Below are 15,897 nucleotides of genomic sequence, written 5' to 3'. Positions count from 1 at the left end.
ATCACTTCGTCCAAGGACCGTTGCTCATGGATTCCAAACTGCTCGACATTCTCGCCTGCCCGGTGTGCAAGGGCCCGCTGCAACTGAGCGAAGACAAGACGGAGCTGATCAGCAAGGGCGCCGGCCTGGCGTACCCGATCCGCGATGGCATTCCGGTCATGCTGGAAACCGAAGCGCGCACCCTGAACACCGACGAGCGCCTGGACAAATGAGTACGGCCTTCACCGTGGTGATCCCGGCGCGTTATGCGTCCAGTCGCTTGCCCGGCAAGCCGTTGCAGGACATCGCCGGCAAGCCGATGATCCAGCACGTCTGGGAGCGGGCGCGGGAAAGTGCGGCGGCCCGGGTGGTCGTGGCCACCGATGATGCGCGTATCGTCAGCGCCTGTCAGGCGTTCGGTGCCGAAGTGCTGCTGACCCGTGCCGATCACAACTCCGGAACCGACCGCCTGGCCGAAGTCGCGACCCAGCTCGGCCTGGTGGCGGATGCCATCGTGGTCAACGTGCAGGGCGACGAACCGCTGATTCCGCCGCGCATCATCGATCAGGTCGCGGCCAATCTGGCGGCCAATCCTCAGGCAGGTATCGCCACCCTGGCGGAACCGATCCACGATGTGCAGGCACTGTTCAACCCCAACGTGGTCAAGGTGGTCAGCGACAAGACCGGCCTGGCCCTGACCTTCAGCCGTGCGCCGCTGGCCTGGGCGCGCGATGCCTTCGCCAAGTCCCGGGATGAATTGCCGCCAGGCGTACCGTATCGCCGCCATATCGGTATCTACGCCTATCGTGCCGGCTTCCTGCACGACTTCGTCGCGTGGGGCCCCTGCTGGCTGGAAGACACCGAGTGCCTGGAGCAACTGCGGGCGCTCTGGCATGGCGTGCGCATCCATGTGGCCGACGCCCTGGAGGCGCCTGCCGCTGGCGTCGATACGGCGGAAGACCTGGATCGCGTACGACGGTTGCTGGGGGGCTGATGCGCATCCTATTCGTCTGTCTGGGCAATATCTGTCGCTCGCCAACCGCCGAAGGCGTGTTTCGCCAACGGCTGGCGGTTGCCGGACTGGAGTCGCAGGTACGGGTGGACTCGGCGGGCACTGGCGACTGGCACGTGGGCAAGGCGCCGGACCGGCGTACCCAGCTTGCGGCCGGTCGGCGCAACTATGATCTGTCCGGGCTGCGTGCCCGGCAGTTTCGTCCTCGGGACTTCGAGGATTTCGACCTGATCCTGGCCATGGATGCCAACAACCTGCGTGATGTGCAGGGGCAGCGACATGGGCAGGGCGGGGCGGAGCTGGACTTGTTCCTGCGTCGCTATGGCCTTGTTGTGGACGAGGTGCCCGATCCCTATTACGGCGGCGCAGATGGCTTCGAACGGGTGCTCGACCTGATCGAGCAGGCCAGCGACGCGCTGCTCGACGAAGTGCGGAGGCGCCTGTGAGCCTCGAACTGCATGAGAACGTCTCGCTGCAACCCTTCAACACCTTCGGTATCCATGTCAGTGCCAGGCTGTTCGCCCAGGCCGGAAACGAACAGGATGTGCGTGAGGCCCTTGCGTTGGCTGCCGAGCGGGGTTTGCCACTGCTGGTCATCGGCGGCGGCAGCAACCTGTTGCTGACCCGCGACGTCGAGGCTTTGGTGCTGCGCATGGCCAGCCGTGGTTTGCGTATTGTCGAAGACGACGGCGAATCCGTGGTGGTCGAGGCGGAAGCGGGCGAGCCCTGGCATCCGTTCGTGCAATGGAGCATTGCCCAGGGGCTGGCCGGTCTTGAGAACCTCAGCCTGATTCCTGGTACTGTCGGTGCTGCACCGATACAGAACATCGGTGCCTACGGCGTGGAAATCAAGGATGTGTTCGCCGGGTTGACTGCGCTCGACCAGCAGACCGGCGAGTTGCGCGAATTCACGCTGGGTGAATGTGCCTTTGGTTACCGCGACAGCCTGTTCAAGCGCCAGGCCGGTCGTTGGATCATCCTGCGTGTGCGTTTCCGCCTGTTGCGCAATGCACAATTGCACCTCGAATACGGGCCGGTACGCCAGCGCCTGCAAGAGATGGGCATCGAGTCCGCCACGTCCGCCGATGTCAGTCGGGCGATCTGTGCGATCCGTTCCGAGAAGCTGCCTGATCCAGCGGTGCTGGGTAATGCCGGCAGTTTCTTCAAGAACCCGGTGGTGAGCGCCGCGCTGGCCGAGCGTATCCGTGCCGAGCACCCCGACCTGGTGGCTTATCCGGTGGGCGAGGGCGAGATGAAGCTGGCGGCCGGCTGGCTGATCGAGCGTGCAGGATGGAAAGGCTATCAGGATGGCGATGCAGGCGTGCACCGCTTGCAGGCCCTGGTCCTGGTCAACTACGGCGACGCGCAAGGCCAGCAACTGCTCGATCTGGCGCGGCGCATCCAAGCGGATATTCTCCAGCGCTTTGGCGTCACCCTGGAGATCGAGCCGAACGTGCTCTGACAGGAGCTGCCGCCCCATCCTGCATCGAAACCCGTGTATCCAAGGCACAAGGGCATCGGGTTCTTCATGTTTTCCTGGGCATAAAAAAGGGGATGCAATTGCATCCCCTTTTTCGTCAGCCTTCTCGCATCACTGCGGTTTGGCTTCTTCTTCCTTGGGCTCTTGCTCCGCCTCGGCGGTCGGCTGCGCCTCAGTAGCTTCTGGCTCGGCTGGGGCTGGCTCGGCTGCTGCCGGGGTGGGTGCGGCTTCGCTGGCGATCGGTGCGGGTTGAGTTTCCTCTACCTGCGGAGCTGGCTCGGCGGGTGCCTCGACAACTACCGGTGTCGGCTCGGCGGCGACCGGCTGCTCGATTTCCGGTGCTGCAGCAACTGGCGCCTGTTGAGCGGCGGCGGCAGCTTCGGCGGCGAGACGCTCGGCTTCACGTTTGCGGCGACGAACTTCGCGAGGGTCGTTAGGTGCGCGACCGTTGCTGGAGGTTGTCGGGGCTACCGTTTCGACCACTGCCTCGGCTTCTGGCTGCTGCTCGACCAGTGTTTCCACGGAGACAGGCGCTTCTACCGGAACCTCGACAGGAGCCGGTTCGACTTCGACGATCGGAGCCGGAGCCGGAGCCGGAGCCGGAGCCGGAGCCGGAGCCGGAGCCGGAGCAGATGCTTCGACTTCTGCTTCTACCGGAGCGCTGGCCTGGACTTGTTCGACCACCGCAGCAGGCTGCTCGACGACTGGCTCGCCGGTAACCTGAGGCGCTGCTTCGATCTTGGTTTCTTCGGCCACGATTTCAGTGGTAGTGGCTATCACGGCGGCGGCGACAACAGGAGCGACGGCATCGGCTTCGTTCTCGCTGGCTTCGCCTTCTTCGTTTTCGCCTTCGATCAGGTTGCCTTCGGCATCACGTTGGCGCTCGCGACGGTTGCTGCGGCGGCGCTGACCACGGGAGCGACGACGCGGGCGATCACCGCCCTCGCTGTTTTCCTGCTCGTCATCGGCCTGCTCGTTGTTCAGCAGCACTTCTTCTTCGCTGGCTGCCGCCTGCTCGACGCGTTGCTGGCGCTCTTCACGCGGCGGGCGCGGTTGGCGTTCTTCGCGTGGCTTGCGCTCGGTGCGCTGTTCTTCGCTACGGCCTTCCGGCGCGTCCAGGGGCTCGCGCAGTTCGCGTGGGCGGCGCTCCTCGCGAGGCTGACGCTCACGACGACCTTCCTGGCCTTCACTACGAGCTTCACGAGGTTGACGTTCTTCGCGTGGCTCGCGGGCTTCACGAGCTGGGCGTTCCTCGCGGGCTTGACGCTCTTCACGCGGCTGGCGTTCTTCGCGAGGTTGACGCTCTTCGCGTGGCTCGCGGGCCTCACGCGGTTGACGCTCTTCACGTGGTTTGCGCTCTTCGTCACGCTGGCCACGACTGCCACGGTTCTCGCGGCGATTCTGCGAGCGGCCGTTGCGGCGTTCGTCATTGCGCGGCTTACGCTCGGCGGGCTTTTCTTCGGTGACCGGCTGGGTTTCTTCCTTGCCGGCGAAGAGGCTGACCAGGGACTTGACCAGGCCCTTGAACAGGCTTGGCTCGGGTGTCGCCACGGTCGGTGCCAGCGGAGCGGCCGGCGTCGATGCCGGCGCCGCGGCGCGTTGCGGCGTGGTCTTCAGTGCGGCTTCCTGGCGTACCAGGGTACGCGTGGCCGCTGCTGGCGTCGCTTCCTCGACCTCGGCTGCGGTCATTTCGTAGCTGGACTGGCCGTTTGCCACTTCCGGGCTGTCGTCGCGCAGGCGCTGGACTTCGAAGTGCGGGGTTTCCAGATGGTCGTTCGGCAGGATGATGATGCGCGCACGGGTGCGTAGCTCGATCTTGGTGATGCTGTTGCGCTTCTCGTTGAGCAGGAAGGCGGCAACCGGGATCGGCACCTGGGCACGGACCTCGGCGGTACGGTCCTTCAGGGCTTCCTCTTCGATCAGGCGCAGGATCGCCAGCGACAGGGATTCTACGTCGCGGATGATGCCTTGGCCGTTGCAGCGCGGGCAGACGATGCCGCTGCTTTCGCCGAGGGACGGGCGCAGGCGCTGGCGGGACATTTCCAGCAGGCCGAAGCGCGAGATGCGGCCGACCTGGACGCGGGCGCGGTCGGCTTCGAGGGCTTCGCGCACTTTCTCTTCGACGGCGCGCTGGTTTTTCGCCGGGGTCATGTCGATGAAGTCGATGACGATCAGGCCGCCGATGTCGCGCAGGCGCAGTTGGCGGGCGATTTCTTCGGCCGCTTCGAGGTTGGTCTGCAGCGCGGTTTCTTCGATATCGCCGCCCTTGGTGGCACGCGCGGAGTTGATGTCGATGGACACCAGGGCTTCGGTCGGGTCGATGACGATGGAGCCGCCGGATGGCAGCTTCACTTCGCGCTGGAAAGCGGTTTCGATCTGGCTTTCGATCTGGAAGCGGTTGAACAGCGGCACGCTGTCCTCATACAGCTTGATCTTGCTGGCGTACTGCGGCATGACCTGCTGGATGAAGGACAGGGCTTCGTCCTGGGCTTCGACGCTGTCGACCAGCACTTCGCCGATGTCCTGGCGCAGGTAGTCGCGAATCGCGCGGATGATGACGTTGGATTCCTGGTAGATCAGGAACGGCGCGGCGCGGTCGCGGGAAGCGTCCTTGATCGCGGTCCACAACTGGATCAGGTAGTCGAGGTCGAGTTGCAGTTCGTCACTGGAGCGGCCAAGGCCGGCGGTGCGCACGATCAGGCCCATGTCGCCCGGGGCGTTGAGGCCGTTCAGGGCTTCGCGCAGTTCATTGCGCTCTTCGCCTTCGATACGGCGGGAGATGCCGCCGGCGCGCGGGTTGTTCGGCATCAGGACCAGATAACGACCGGCGAGGCTGATGAAGGTGGTCAGGGCTGCGCCCTTGTTGCCACGCTCTTCTTTCTCGACCTGGACGATGACTTCCTGACCTTCCTTCAATACTTCCTTGATGTTGACGCGGCCGCCTTCGGGCGACTTGCTGAAGTATTCGCGGGAGATTTCCTTGAGCGGCAGGAAGCCGTGGCGTTCGGCGCCGAAGTCGACGAAGGCGGCTTCGAGGCTGGGTTCGACGCGGGTGATGCGGCCTTTGTAGATGTTGGCTTTTTTCTGCTCGCGAGCGCCGGATTCGATATCCAGGTCATAGAGCTTCTGGCCATCTACCAGAGCGACACGCAACTCTTCGGGTTGAGTTGCGTTGATTAGCATTCTTTTCATGTTGTACCAATGGTTTCCGGGCTGCCGGAAACGGCGTTTGGCACACACGACTTCTCACGGTCGGTGTCAGGGTGCGTCAGAAATGGTCGTAAATCATTCCCTTGCCGTCATTCATCGGCCAATTGGGCCGGGTCTGCGACGACGCTCCTGCTTGCTGTAGGTAACAGAAGCACTTCAAGTCAGGGGAGGAATCAACCAGTCGCTGCGGACGATAGTGACGCGTCTCGATGAAACTACGCAGTCCGACGGTTGTGCATCTCCACCCTACACGTATCGTTAAAATCGGGTGCCGCTCGCAGAATCCTGCAGCGGGTTGGCTTTTAGTGAGCGCTTCCTTGAAAGCCCTCATGTCTGTGGCTAAGGCTTTGTTTCCGGAAGCCTCGCGCGCTCGCGCTGCTAGGTTTCCGTCGGGCGGCCTCGCGCCCTGAATGGGTTGCTCTCGACTGTAGCGTTGATGTTTTTCCGTACTTTACAGTCGGGCCGCTTTTGGCGGCGTTCCCGAATATATCAGTAATGATTAAGTGCTTCAATTGCATAAAAAATTGCTATGATCAGCGGCCTTCACTCATCGGTCCGGCCGTGCCGGCGCTGGCCGGGAGGGCATGTGTGACCCTGTTTCATTCTCGTTGCGTTGGCACTGCCAGCTCGTATGTCGTGGTAATTCATCGATGACAGATTCATCTGCGGCCGCTCCAGGCGCCGCTGTCCAGTTTCTCGAAGTAACGCCGGAATACGCCGGGCAGCGTATCGACAATTTTCTTCGTGCCCAGTTGAAGGGGGTGCCCAAGACGCTCATCTACCGAATCCTGCGCAAGGGTGAGGTACGTGTTAACAAGGGGCGCATCAAGCCGGAATACAAGCTCCAGGCTGGCGATGTGGTGCGAGTGCCGCCGCTGCGCCTGGCCGAGCGCGATGAGCCGGCGCCGCTGGCGCAGAGCCTGCTCGAGCGCCTGGAGGCGGCGATCGTCTTCGAAGACAAGGCGCTGATCGTGTTGAACAAGCCGGCCGGCATCGCCGTGCATGGCGGTAGCGGGCTGAATTACGGGGTGATCGAGGCTTTCCGTCAGATGCGTCCGGACGCCAAGGACATCGAGTTGGTGCACCGTCTCGACCGTGACACCTCCGGCCTGCTGATGATCGCCAAGAAGCGCAGCATGCTGCGCCACCTGCACGAGGCGCTGCGGGGTGATGGCGTCGATAAACGCTACATGGCGTTGGTGCGTGGCAACTGGCCAACAGCCAAGAAGAAAGTCTCTGCGCCGCTGTTGAAGAACAATCTGCGCTCGGGTGAGCGCATGGTGGAGGTCAATCCCGAGGGCAAGGAGGCGCTGACCGAGTTCCGTGTGCTGCGCCGCTTCGGTGAGTTCGCCACCCTGGTCGAAGCCTGCCCGATCACCGGACGTACCCATCAGATTCGTGTGCATACCAAGCATGCCGGCCACTCGATCGCCGGTGACGCCAAGTACGGTGATGAAGACTTCACCCGTGAAATTCGCGAACTGGGCGGCAAGCGCCTGTTCCTGCATGCCTATGCACTGAGTGTCGCCTTGCCCGATGGCCAGACCTTGAGCCTCGAGGCGCCGGTCGACGACATCTGGGCGGCGACCCTGGAGCGTCTGGGTGCCTGATTACCGGCTGCTGATCTTCGATTGGGACGGCACGCTGGTCGATTCGATCGGGCGCATCGTCAGTTGCATGGCCCATGCGGCCAGTGTCTGCGATGTGGAGGCGCGTGGCGACGAGGCGATCAAGGGCATCATCGGTCTCGGGCTTCCTGAAGCCATTGCCACGCTGCATCCCGAGCTGACAGGCGCGTCAGCGCTTGAGGCATTCCGCCAGGCCTACGCCGAGCGCTACATCCTGCTGGATAGCGAGCCTTCGGCCTTGTTCGCTGGCGTCGAAGAGGGGCTGGATGCTTTTCGTGAGGCGGGATACCTGCTGGCGGTGGCGACTGGCAAGAGTCGCGCTGGGCTTGACCGTCTGTTGCGGGCGAGGGGCTGGCAGGATCGCTTCGATATCACGCGTTGCGCTGACGAAACGGCAAGCAAGCCCGATCCATTGATGTTGCGGGAAATCCTGGCGCATTGTTCGGTGCCGGTCGAGCGGGCGTTGATGATTGGCGATTCGGTGTTCGATCTGCAGATGGCGCGCAATGCCGGGATGGATTCGGTTGCCGTCGGGTTCGGTGCGCAGCCGCTGGAAATCCTGAATTTGCATGGGCCGCGCTTGTCGATTGGGGCGTTTGGCGAATTGCGTACCTGGTTGGGTGCGTCTACGGGTAAGACCTTCGAGGTGGTGGAGCATGTCTGAAGATAAAGGCAGTGGCGAAAAGAGCTGGGCATTGCTGGAAAAAACCCTGTTGGCGACCGTTGGCGAGCAGCGCCGCGCTCGTCGCTGGGGGATTTTTTTCAAGCTGCTGACGTTCATCTATCTGTTCGTCGCGCTGTTGCTGGTGGTGCCGATTCTGGACTTGAAGAAAGTGGCGGCGCGTGGTGAGAACCATACGGCGCTGATCGAGATTCGCGGCATGATCATGGCTGATGAGTCGGCCAGTGCCGACAATATCGTCGGCAGTTTGCGTGCCGCATTCGATGACCCCAAGACGCGTGGCATCATCCTGCGCATCAACAGTCCGGGCGGCAGCCCGGTGCAATCCGGTTACGTCTATGACGAGATCAAGCGTCAGCGGGCCGAGCATCCGGATGTCAAGGTTTATGCGGTCATCACTGATCTCGGTGCTTCCGGTGCCTACTACATTGCCAGTGCCGCGGATGAAATCTATGCGGACAAGGCCAGCCTGGTCGGTTCGATTGGTGTGACGGCAACCACGTTCGGCTTCGTCGGGGTTATGGAAAAGCTGGGGGTTGATCGCCGTGTGTATACCTCGGGCGAGCACAAGGCGTTCCTCGATCCGTTCCAGCCGCAAAAGGCCGATGAAACTGCGTTCTGGCAGGGGGTTCTGCAGACTACTCACAAGCAGTTCATCGACAGCGTCAGGAAGGGGCGTGGCGATCGCCTCAAGGCTGATCAGCACCCTGAGCTGTTTTCCGGCTTGATCTGGTCGGGCGAGCAGGCGCTGGAGCTGGGTTTGATCGACGGTCTGGGCAGCAGCAGTTATGTGGCTCGCGAAGTGATCAAGGCCAAGGACATCGTCAACTACACGCGTGAGGAGACGCCGCTCGATCGCTTTGCCAAGAAGCTTGGAGCCAGTGTCGCCGAGGATCTCTCCATGCGTCTCGGTTTCGGTGGGCCAAGCCTGCGCTGAGTGTCTTGATCGAGGAGCCCGGCACGCCGGGCTTCTTCCTTTTATATGGGGGTGTTCAGGGAATCTCGATGCCCTGGCTGTTCAGCATGTGCACCAGGCGAATCAGGGGCAGGCCGACCAGGCTGGTGGCGTCTTCGCCTTCCGTCGCGCGAAACAGGCTCACGCCAAGGCCTTCGGCTTTGAAGCTGCCGGCGCAGTCATAGGGGCGCTCGCTCTCCAGGTAGCGGCTGATCTGGGCTTCGTCGAGTTCGCGAAAGTGCACGGTGAACGGAACGCAGTCGACCTGGCAATTTCCAGTGGCGGTGTTCAGCAGGGCAAGGCCGGTGAGAAAGGTTACGCTGCCGCCGCTGGCGGCCAGCAGTTGGCTCTTGGCGCGAGCGAATCCGCCAGGTTTGCCAAGAATCTGGTTGCCGAGTAGGGCGACCTGGTCCGAACCGATGATCAGGTGGTCGGGGTAGCGTTGTGCTAGTGCGCGCGCCTTGGCTTCGGCCAGTCGACGAACCAGCGAGTCGGCGTCCTCGTGGGGGTGTGGCGTTTCATCGACTGCTGGCGCGCTCCAGGTGAACGGGTGGCGCAGGCGCTGCAGCAGTTCGCGGCGATAGGGCGAGCTGGAGGCGAGTACAAGAGCTGGCATGGGGTGTCCCTTGGAAAACGGCGATTCTATCGGCAGTGGCCTTGAGCGTGCAGGCCTGAATTTCCTTTGACAGGGTGGTAGGCCGTCCCTAGAATACCGCGCCTATGTCGAATGGACCGCTTCCACCTCACGTTGATCCCCGTAAGCTCGCTGATCGTGGCGCTACCCTTGAAGGGGAGATGCCCGTAGCGGGTTTCGAACGCTTGTGCGATGCACTCGCCGATAATTCCGGCACGGTGCAAGCCAGGCTGATCTTCGAACGAGACGAGCGCCGGGCTGCAGTTTTGCACAGCCTGCTCGAGGTCGAGGTCAAGATGATTTGCCAGCGTTGTCTGGAACTGGTGGCTCTGCCAATCCAAAGCGAATGTCACTACGCATTCGTGAAGGAAGGCAAGGAGCCTCAGTCGTTGCCCAAGGGCTATGACGTGCTGGAAATGGGCGAAGATCCCCTGGATCTGTCGGCGCTGGTCGAGGAAGAGCTGTTGCTTGCGCTTCCGATCGTCCCGCTCCATGCCCCCGAAGATTGCCAGCAACCGGCCGGTCTCGATGAGCCTGAGCCGGTCGAGGACGAGGTTACGCGGTCCAACCCGTTCAGTGTTTTGGCGCAGTTAAAGCGTGACCCAAACGTTTAGGAGTTATTAGTTATGGCTGTTCAGCAGAACAAAAAATCCCGCTCCGCTCGCGACATGCGCCGTTCCCACGACGCTCTCGAGGCCAGTGCTCTGTCCGTTGAGAAGAGCACCGGTGAAGTGCACCTGCGTCACCACGTTTCGCCGGAAGGCGTTTACCGTGGTCGCAAAGTGATCGACAAGGGCGCTGACGAGTAATCCTTGTCCGCTCCGCTGATCGCGATCGATGCAATGGGTGGGGACTTCGGTCCCCACTGCATTGTTCCAGCCAGCGTCGCCTGTCTGGCTGAATTCCCCTCGCTTCATCTGGTCCTCGTCGGCCATTCCTCTCTGATCGAAGAAATCCTTGCCCGGCACCCTGCCGTGGATTGCGCGCGCCTGCATGTCGAGCATGCCAGCGAGGTGATCGGCATGGATGAGCGGCCCTCGCAGGCCTTGCGTGGCAAACCCGATGCTTCCATGCGCGTGGCGCTCGATCTGGTGCGTACGGGGCGCGCTGCTGCCTGTGTCAGTGCCGGTAATACCGGGGCCTTGATGGCCTTGTCGCGTTACCTGCTAAAGACCCTGCCAGGCATTGATCGGCCGGCGATGGTCAGTGCGGTGCCGACCGCCAAGGGCATTTGTCATCTGCTTGACCTCGGGGCCAATGTAGATTGCAGCGCCGAGCACCTCTACCAGTTCGCGGTAATGGGCGCTGTCGCGGCGGAGTCTCTTGGTGTGAGTCGCCCGCGTGTGGCTTTGCTGAATGTCGGTACCGAAGAGATAAAGGGCAACCAGCAGGTCAAGCTGGCCGCCAACCTGCTGCAGCAGGCGCGGGGGCTGAACTACATAGGGTTTGTCGAAGGCGATGGCCTTTATCGCGGCGAGGCGGATGTGGTGGTGTGCGACGGTTTTGTCGGCAATATTCTGCTCAAGTCCAGCGAGGGGTTGGCTTCGATGATTTCGGCGCGGATCCAGGCGCTGTTCGATGAGAATCTGTTCTCGCGAATCCTCGGGGCGGCGACGCTGCCGTTGCTGCGTCGTCTGCGCGGCGAATTGTCGCCGGCGCGCCACAATGGCGCCAGTTTTCTCGGCCTGCAGGGCATCGTGGTGAAGAGCCATGGCGCTGCCGGCGTGGAGGGCTTTCAGAGTGCGATCAGGCTGGCGCACATGGAGATTCGTGAGAATCTTCCGCAGCGTCTGCATAGCCGTTTGGAACACTTGCTCCTGTAAGGAGTTGTTTTCCTTGAAATTCACACTGTGACCCTGGGCCGTGTCGGGTCATCAAATGACAATTCCGCAGTCCGGCAGCGTGCCGGGCTTCTATCAAATGAACACCATAGGGAACGTCCCGATGCCTAACTCCCTCGCTTTCGTTTTCCCCGGCCAGGGGTCGCAATCGCTGGGCATGCTTGCCGATCACGGTGCGCAACAGTCGCTGGTGCTCGACACGTTCGCCGAAGCATCCGACGCGCTGGGCTACGACCTTTGGGCGCTGACCCAGGGCGGCCCGGAAGAGCAGCTCAATCAGACCGACAAGACCCAGCCGGCGATCCTGACCGCATCCATCGCCCTGTGGCGCTTGTGGCAGGCCGAGGGGGGGATTGCGCCAGCTTTCGTCGCCGGCCATAGCCTGGGCGAGTATTCGGCCCTGGTCGCGGCGGGTAGCGTTGGTTTCGCCGAGGCAGTGAAGCTGGTCGAGCTGCGTGGTCGGTTGATGCAGCAGGCTGTCCCGGCGGGGCAGGGCGGCATGGCTGCCATCCTCGGCCTGGAAGATGCCGATGTGCTGGCGGCCTGCGCCGAGGCGGCCAATGGCGAAGTGGTCAGTGCGGTGAATTTCAACGCACCGGGCCAGGTCGTCATCGCCGGTGCCGCCGCTGCTGTCGAGCGTGCCATCGAGGCCTGCAAGGCACGTGGCGCCAAGCGCGCCATGCCGCTGCCGGTCAGCGTGCCGTCCCATTGCGCGTTGATGCGCCCGGCTGCGGAAAAGTTCGCCGAGGCGGTTGCCGCCCTGGACTGGCAGATGCCGGGCATTGCCCTGGTGCAGAACGTCAGCGCGGCCGTGCCTGCGAATCTGGAAACCCTTAAGAATGACCTGCTGGCGCAGCTCTACAGTCCGGTTCGCTGGGTCGAGAGCATGGTCAGCCTGGCTGATAAAGGTGTCACCGAGCTGGTCGAGTGCGGTCCGGGCAAGGTCCTGTCCGGCCTCAACAAGCGCTGCGTCAAAGGCATCAACACCCATAACCTGGACACGCCGGAAGCCTTCGCGGCTGTTCGTGCGGCGCTGGCCTGATCGAGCAAGGAGAATTCTATGAGTCTGCAAGGCAAAGTCGCACTGGTAACCGGCGCCAGCCGTGGCATCGGCCAGGCCATCGCGTTCGAACTGGGGCGCCAGGGCGCCACCGTGATCGGCACCGCCACCACTGAAGCCGGTGCCGAGCGCATCAGCGAGGCCCTCAAGGCCAATGGCGTGCAGGGTATCGGCCTGGCGCTGGACGTCTCCGATGCGCAGTCGGTCGACAGCGTGATCGAAAAGATCCAGGCCGATTTCGGCGCGATCACCATTCTGGTCAACAACGCCGGCATCACTCGCGACAACCTGATGCTGCGGATGAAGGACGAAGAGTGGTTCGACGTCATCAATACCAACCTCAACAGCCTGTTCCGCCTGTCCAAGGCCGTGCTGCGCGGCATGACCAAGGCGCGCTGGGGGCGTATCATCAGCATCGGTTCGGTGGTGGGTGCCATGGGCAACGCCGGCCAGGCCAACTACGCGGCGGCCAAGGCGGGACTGGAGGGTTTCAGTCGTGCCCTGGCGCGTGAGGTGGGGTCGCGGGCAATTACGGTAAACTCGGTAGCGCCTGGTTTCATCGATACGGACATGACGCGCGAGCTGCCGGAAGCGCAGCGCGAGGCATTGTTGACACAGATTCCGCTCGGCCGCCTCGGTCAGGCCGAAGAGATCGCTAAAGTCGTGGGCTTCCTGGCCTCCGAGGGCGCGGCTTACGTGACAGGGGCGACCGTACCGGTCAACGGCGGCATGTACATGTGACCTGATTCATCAGGAATCTGTCATACAGCCGGTTTAAAGGAGGGCTGTCAGCGTTTTCGGCGTGTTGGCAGCCCCTACAGTCGGGCACAAAAGTGCAACCGACAAACAAAAAGTTATGAAAGGCGAACTCTGCTCGCCAGGCGACTGGCTTGAAAGTTAGAAAACCCTTTCTATACACTGCGGCACTCAGCTGCAGCGGATTTTTCCATAGGAGTGAAAACGAGACATGAGCACCATCGAAGAACGCGTCAAGAAAATCGTCGCCGAGCAACTGGGCGTTAAAGAAGAGGAAGTCACCAACAGCGCTTCCTTCGTAGAAGACCTGGGCGCCGACTCCCTTGACACCGTCGAGCTGGTGATGGCTCTGGAAGAGGAATTCGAGACCGAGATCCCGGACGAGCAGGCTGAGAAGATCACCACCGTTCAGGAAGCCATCGACTACATCAACGCCCACGGCTGATTGATCTAGTCCGGTTTTCGGACCCGGAAAAGCCGCACTGCCTCTCGGGGCGTGCGGCTTTTCTTTAAGGGCTGTTGCCGTTTCGCCACGACTCGTGCCGAAACGGCAGAAGACTCTGCCGGGTCTGCTGTTTCACAGAAGAAGAGGAATTCGCAGTGTCGCGTAGACGCGTCGTGGTTACAGGCCTGGGCATGCTTTCGCCGCTGGGCACCGATGTTGCCAGCAGCTGGCAGGGAATCCTGGCGGGCCGCAGTGGTATCGCTCTGGTCGAACACATGGACCTTTCCGCGTTCTCCACCCGTTTTGGCGGCTCGGTGCGTGGTTTCAACGTCGAGGAATACCTCGGTGCCAAAGAGGCCCGCAAACTCGACCTGTTCATCCAGTACGGTCTGGCGGCCAGCTTCCAGGCCATGCGCGATTCCGGTCTCGAAGTCACCGATGCCAACCGTGAGCGCATCGGCGTCGCCCTGGGTTCCGGCATCGGCGGCCTGACCAACATCGAGAACAACTGCCGTTCTCTGATCGAACAAGGCCCACGGCGTATCTCGCCGTTCTTCGTGCCAGGTTCGATCATCAACATGATTTCCGGCTTCCTGTCGATCCACCTGGGGCTTCAGGGACCGAACTACGCCGTGGCGACCGCCTGTACCACAGGTACCCACTGCATCGGCATGGCGGCGCGCAACATCGCTTATGGCGAGGCTGACGTGATGGTTGCCGGGGGCGCCGAGATGGCCACCTGCGGACTCGGTATCGGTGGTTTCGGTGCTGCCCGGGCATTGTCCACGCGTAACGACGATCCCGCCGCGGCCAGCCGCCCATGGGACAAGGGCCGCGATGGCTTTGTCCTGTCCGATGGTGCCGGTGCCCTGGTTCTCGAAGAGCTGGAACATGCCAAGGCGCGTGGTGCGACCATCTATGCCGAGCTGGTCGGTTTCGGCATGAGCGGCGATGCGTTCCACATGACTTCGCCTCCCGAAGATGGCGCCGGTGCCGCTCGCTGCATGGCCAACGCCATGCGTGATGCCGGCCTCAACACTGATCAGGTGCAGTACGTGAATGCCCATGGTACCTCGACCTCGGCTGGCGACATGGCCGAGGCATCGGCGCTGAAGAAAGTGTTCGGCGGCGATGCCTACAAGCTGGCGGTCAGCTCGACCAAGTCGATGACCGGCCACCTGCTTGGCGCTGCCGGGGCGGTCGAGGCGATCTTCAGCATCCTGGCCATCCGCGACCAGGTTGCTCCGCCGACCATCAACCTGCACGAGCCGGATGAAGGCTGTGACCTCGATTTCGTTCCCCACGAGGCGCGTTCCGTGGCAATCGAGTCGGTGCTGTCCAACTCCTTCGGTTTCGGTGGCACCAACGGCTCGCTGATCTTCAGCCGGTTCAAGGGTTGATGCCGAGCTGGATCAACGGTGAGCCGGCCAGCCAGCTGCCCCTGGTGGATCGTGGCCTGGCTTACGGCGATGGACTGTTCGAGACCATCGCTGTGCGCGGTGGGCGTTCGCGCCTGCTGGACCGTCATCTGGCACGCCTTGCCGAGGGCAGCTCACGCTTGCGCATCGCCCTCGACCTTGCCGTTGTCGAAGCGGAACTGCTGCGTTTCGCCGAGCTGCTGGGCGATGGCGTCGCCAAATTGATCGTCACCCGTGGTGATGGGCAGCGTGGCTATGCGGCATCGAACAATCCGCCACGGCGCATTCTGCAGGGGAGCCCCGCACCAGCCTATCCGGCCGGGCACGCGAGCGACGGCGTCGAGCTCTTTCCCTGTGCCACGCGCCTGGCTCACCAGCCGCTGCTGGCCGGTCTCAAGCACCTTAATCGCCTCGAACAGGTACTGGCCCGCAGTGAGTGGCAGGAGGCACGCTATGCCGAAGGCTTGGTGTGCGATCTGCACGGCCATGTGGTCGAGGGTGTGTTCAGCAACCTGTTCATCGTCCGCAATGGCGAGTTGCTGACGCCCGACCTCAGCCGTTGTGGCGTGGCGGGGGTAATGCGCGCCGAACTGATCGAGCGCGCACGGGCGATGGCCATTCCTGTGACCATCCGTGACCTGCCCATCGATGAGTTGCTGGTTGCCGAAGAGGTCTTCCTGTGCAATAGCCTCTACGGCATCTGGCCGGTTCGTGCCTTGGCCGAACAGCGCTGGCCGGTGGGGACGCTGACCCGTAAACTGCAGGCCAGTCTTCGCAGTCTTCTGGATTCCTGATTC

17 protein-coding genes are annotated in these 15,897 nt (G+C 62.5%); 15 read left to right on the top strand and 2 right to left on the bottom strand.

The genetic code is table 11. The annotated features are described in order from the left end of the window. Positions 1–26 precede the first annotated feature (26 nt). The 4 genes from ACSZPK_RS09235 to murB are packed head-to-tail and all read left to right on the top strand — an operon-like array spanning position 27 to position 2,453. The gene (locus ACSZPK_RS09235; RefSeq protein WP_437881160.1) at positions 27–212 is read left to right on the top strand and encodes a Trm112 family protein; all 186 of its coding nucleotides are present in this window, start codon (positions 27–29) and stop codon (positions 210–212) included. Then, a complete protein-coding gene (gene kdsB, locus ACSZPK_RS09230; RefSeq protein WP_437881159.1) occupies positions 209–973 on the top strand; it encodes a 3-deoxy-manno-octulosonate cytidylyltransferase in 765 nt (254 codons plus the stop codon). Before ACSZPK_RS09235 ends, kdsB begins: the two co-directional genes overlap by 4 nt. Next, positions 973–1,437: a low molecular weight protein-tyrosine-phosphatase gene (locus tag ACSZPK_RS09225; RefSeq protein WP_437881158.1), complete on the top strand. Its 465-nt coding sequence runs from the start codon at positions 973–975 to the stop codon at positions 1,435–1,437. The genes kdsB and ACSZPK_RS09225 overlap by 1 nt, the downstream gene beginning before the upstream one ends. Beyond that, positions 1,434–2,453 carry a UDP-N-acetylmuramate dehydrogenase gene (gene murB, locus ACSZPK_RS09220; RefSeq protein WP_437881157.1) on the top strand — a complete coding sequence of 340 codons (1,020 nt, stop codon included), beginning with the start codon at positions 1,434–1,436 and terminating at the stop codon, positions 2,451–2,453. Before ACSZPK_RS09225 ends, murB begins: the two co-directional genes overlap by 4 nt. A gap of 129 nt (positions 2,454–2,582) precedes the next feature. On the opposite strand, the gene rne is transcribed toward murB, so the two are convergent. Continuing rightward, positions 2,583–5,663, bottom strand: coding sequence for a ribonuclease E (gene rne / locus ACSZPK_RS09215; protein WP_437881156.1), 3,081 nt, complete (start codon positions 5,661–5,663; stop codon positions 2,583–2,585). 668 nt (positions 5,664–6,331) lie between these two features. Here rne and rluC point away from each other — a divergent pair. From rluC to ACSZPK_RS09200, 3 genes are read left to right on the top strand one after another with little or no spacing between them, the layout of a single operon-like run. Then, positions 6,332–7,291 (top strand): 23S rRNA pseudouridine(955/2504/2580) synthase RluC, encoded by a 960-nt coding sequence (rluC, locus tag ACSZPK_RS09210; protein ID WP_437881155.1) that lies wholly within the window; start codon positions 6,332–6,334, stop codon positions 7,289–7,291. After that, positions 7,284–7,973, top strand: coding sequence for an HAD-IA family hydrolase (locus ACSZPK_RS09205; protein WP_437881154.1), 690 nt, complete (start codon positions 7,284–7,286; stop codon positions 7,971–7,973). The genes rluC and ACSZPK_RS09205 overlap by 8 nt, the downstream gene beginning before the upstream one ends. Then, positions 7,966–8,928 carry a S49 family peptidase gene (locus ACSZPK_RS09200; RefSeq protein WP_437881153.1) on the top strand — a complete coding sequence of 321 codons (963 nt, stop codon included), beginning with the start codon at positions 7,966–7,968 and terminating at the stop codon, positions 8,926–8,928. The genes ACSZPK_RS09205 and ACSZPK_RS09200 overlap by 8 nt, the downstream gene beginning before the upstream one ends. Positions 8,929–8,983: 55 nt before the next feature. Here the strand turns inward: ACSZPK_RS09200 and ACSZPK_RS09195 are convergent, their stop codons facing one another. Continuing rightward, positions 8,984–9,562, bottom strand: coding sequence for a Maf family protein (locus ACSZPK_RS09195; protein WP_437881152.1), 579 nt, complete (start codon positions 9,560–9,562; stop codon positions 8,984–8,986). Positions 9,563–9,666: 104 nt separating this feature from the next. Between ACSZPK_RS09195 and ACSZPK_RS09190 the strand changes: the two genes are divergently transcribed. From ACSZPK_RS09190 to pabC, 8 genes are all read left to right on the top strand, one after another. Then, complete coding sequence (locus ACSZPK_RS09190; protein ID WP_437881151.1) at positions 9,667–10,194, top strand: YceD family protein; 528 nt, start codon at positions 9,667–9,669, stop codon at positions 10,192–10,194. Positions 10,195–10,206: 12 nt separating this feature from the next. Beyond that, a complete protein-coding gene (rpmF, locus tag ACSZPK_RS09185) occupies positions 10,207–10,389 on the top strand; it encodes a 50S ribosomal protein L32 (RefSeq protein ID WP_037048542.1) in 183 nt (60 codons plus the stop codon). Between the two features lie 3 nt (positions 10,390–10,392). Then, on the top strand, positions 10,393–11,403 hold the full coding sequence (plsX, locus tag ACSZPK_RS09180; RefSeq protein WP_437881150.1) for a phosphate acyltransferase PlsX: 1,011 nt from the start codon (positions 10,393–10,395) through the stop codon (positions 11,401–11,403). Positions 11,404–11,524: 121 nt separating this feature from the next. Next, a complete protein-coding gene (gene fabD, locus ACSZPK_RS09175) occupies positions 11,525–12,463 on the top strand; it encodes an ACP S-malonyltransferase (RefSeq protein WP_437881149.1) in 939 nt (312 codons plus the stop codon). Between the two features lie 18 nt (positions 12,464–12,481). Beyond that, on the top strand, positions 12,482–13,222 hold the full coding sequence (fabG, locus tag ACSZPK_RS09170; protein ID WP_437881148.1) for a 3-oxoacyl-ACP reductase FabG: 741 nt from the start codon (positions 12,482–12,484) through the stop codon (positions 13,220–13,222). Between the two features lie 226 nt (positions 13,223–13,448). After that, positions 13,449–13,682, top strand: a complete 234-nt coding sequence (acpP, locus tag ACSZPK_RS09165) for an acyl carrier protein (protein ID WP_437881147.1) — start codon at positions 13,449–13,451, stop codon at positions 13,680–13,682. 155 nt (positions 13,683–13,837) lie between these two features. Then, positions 13,838–15,082: a beta-ketoacyl-ACP synthase II gene (fabF, locus tag ACSZPK_RS09160; protein WP_437881146.1), complete on the top strand. Its 1,245-nt coding sequence runs from the start codon at positions 13,838–13,840 to the stop codon at positions 15,080–15,082. After that, on the top strand, positions 15,082–15,894 hold the full coding sequence (pabC, locus tag ACSZPK_RS09155; RefSeq protein WP_437881145.1) for an aminodeoxychorismate lyase: 813 nt from the start codon (positions 15,082–15,084) through the stop codon (positions 15,892–15,894). Before fabF ends, pabC begins: the two co-directional genes overlap by 1 nt. Positions 15,895–15,897: the final 3 nt, after the last annotated feature.

Origin of the sequence: Pseudomonas sp. LRF_L74, assembly GCF_965644255.1 — a bacterium.
In the GTDB taxonomy this organism is placed as follows: Bacteria; Pseudomonadota; Gammaproteobacteria; order Pseudomonadales; family Pseudomonadaceae; genus Aquipseudomonas.
This window is presented reverse-complemented; position numbering and strand designations above follow the sequence as displayed.

Excerpts from the sequence above, each read along its gene's own strand:
- ACSZPK_RS09235 (WP_437881160.1), top strand. The coding sequence starts at position 27 with ATGGATTCCAAACTGCTCGACATTCTCGCCTGCCCGGTGTGCAAGGGC.
- kdsB (WP_437881159.1), top strand. The coding sequence starts at position 209 with ATGAGTACGGCCTTCACCGTGGTGATCCCGGCGCGTTATGCGTCCAGT.
- ACSZPK_RS09225 (WP_437881158.1), top strand. The coding sequence starts at position 973 with ATGCGCATCCTATTCGTCTGTCTGGGCAATATCTGTCGCTCGCCAACC.
- rne (WP_437881156.1), bottom strand. The coding sequence starts at position 5,663 with ATGAAAAGAATGCTAATCAACGCAACTCAACCCGAAGAGTTGCGTGTC.
- rluC (WP_437881155.1), top strand. The coding sequence starts at position 6,332 with ATGACAGATTCATCTGCGGCCGCTCCAGGCGCCGCTGTCCAGTTTCTC.
- ACSZPK_RS09200 (WP_437881153.1), top strand. The coding sequence starts at position 7,966 with ATGTCTGAAGATAAAGGCAGTGGCGAAAAGAGCTGGGCATTGCTGGAA.
- ACSZPK_RS09195 (WP_437881152.1), bottom strand. The coding sequence starts at position 9,562 with ATGCCAGCTCTTGTACTCGCCTCCAGCTCGCCCTATCGCCGCGAACTG.
- ACSZPK_RS09190 (WP_437881151.1), top strand. The coding sequence starts at position 9,667 with ATGTCGAATGGACCGCTTCCACCTCACGTTGATCCCCGTAAGCTCGCT.
- rpmF (WP_037048542.1), top strand. The coding sequence starts at position 10,207 with ATGGCTGTTCAGCAGAACAAAAAATCCCGCTCCGCTCGCGACATGCGC.
- fabD (WP_437881149.1), top strand. The coding sequence starts at position 11,525 with ATGCCTAACTCCCTCGCTTTCGTTTTCCCCGGCCAGGGGTCGCAATCG.
- fabG (WP_437881148.1), top strand. The coding sequence starts at position 12,482 with ATGAGTCTGCAAGGCAAAGTCGCACTGGTAACCGGCGCCAGCCGTGGC.
- acpP (WP_437881147.1), top strand. The coding sequence starts at position 13,449 with ATGAGCACCATCGAAGAACGCGTCAAGAAAATCGTCGCCGAGCAACTG.
- pabC (WP_437881145.1), top strand. The coding sequence starts at position 15,082 with ATGCCGAGCTGGATCAACGGTGAGCCGGCCAGCCAGCTGCCCCTGGTG.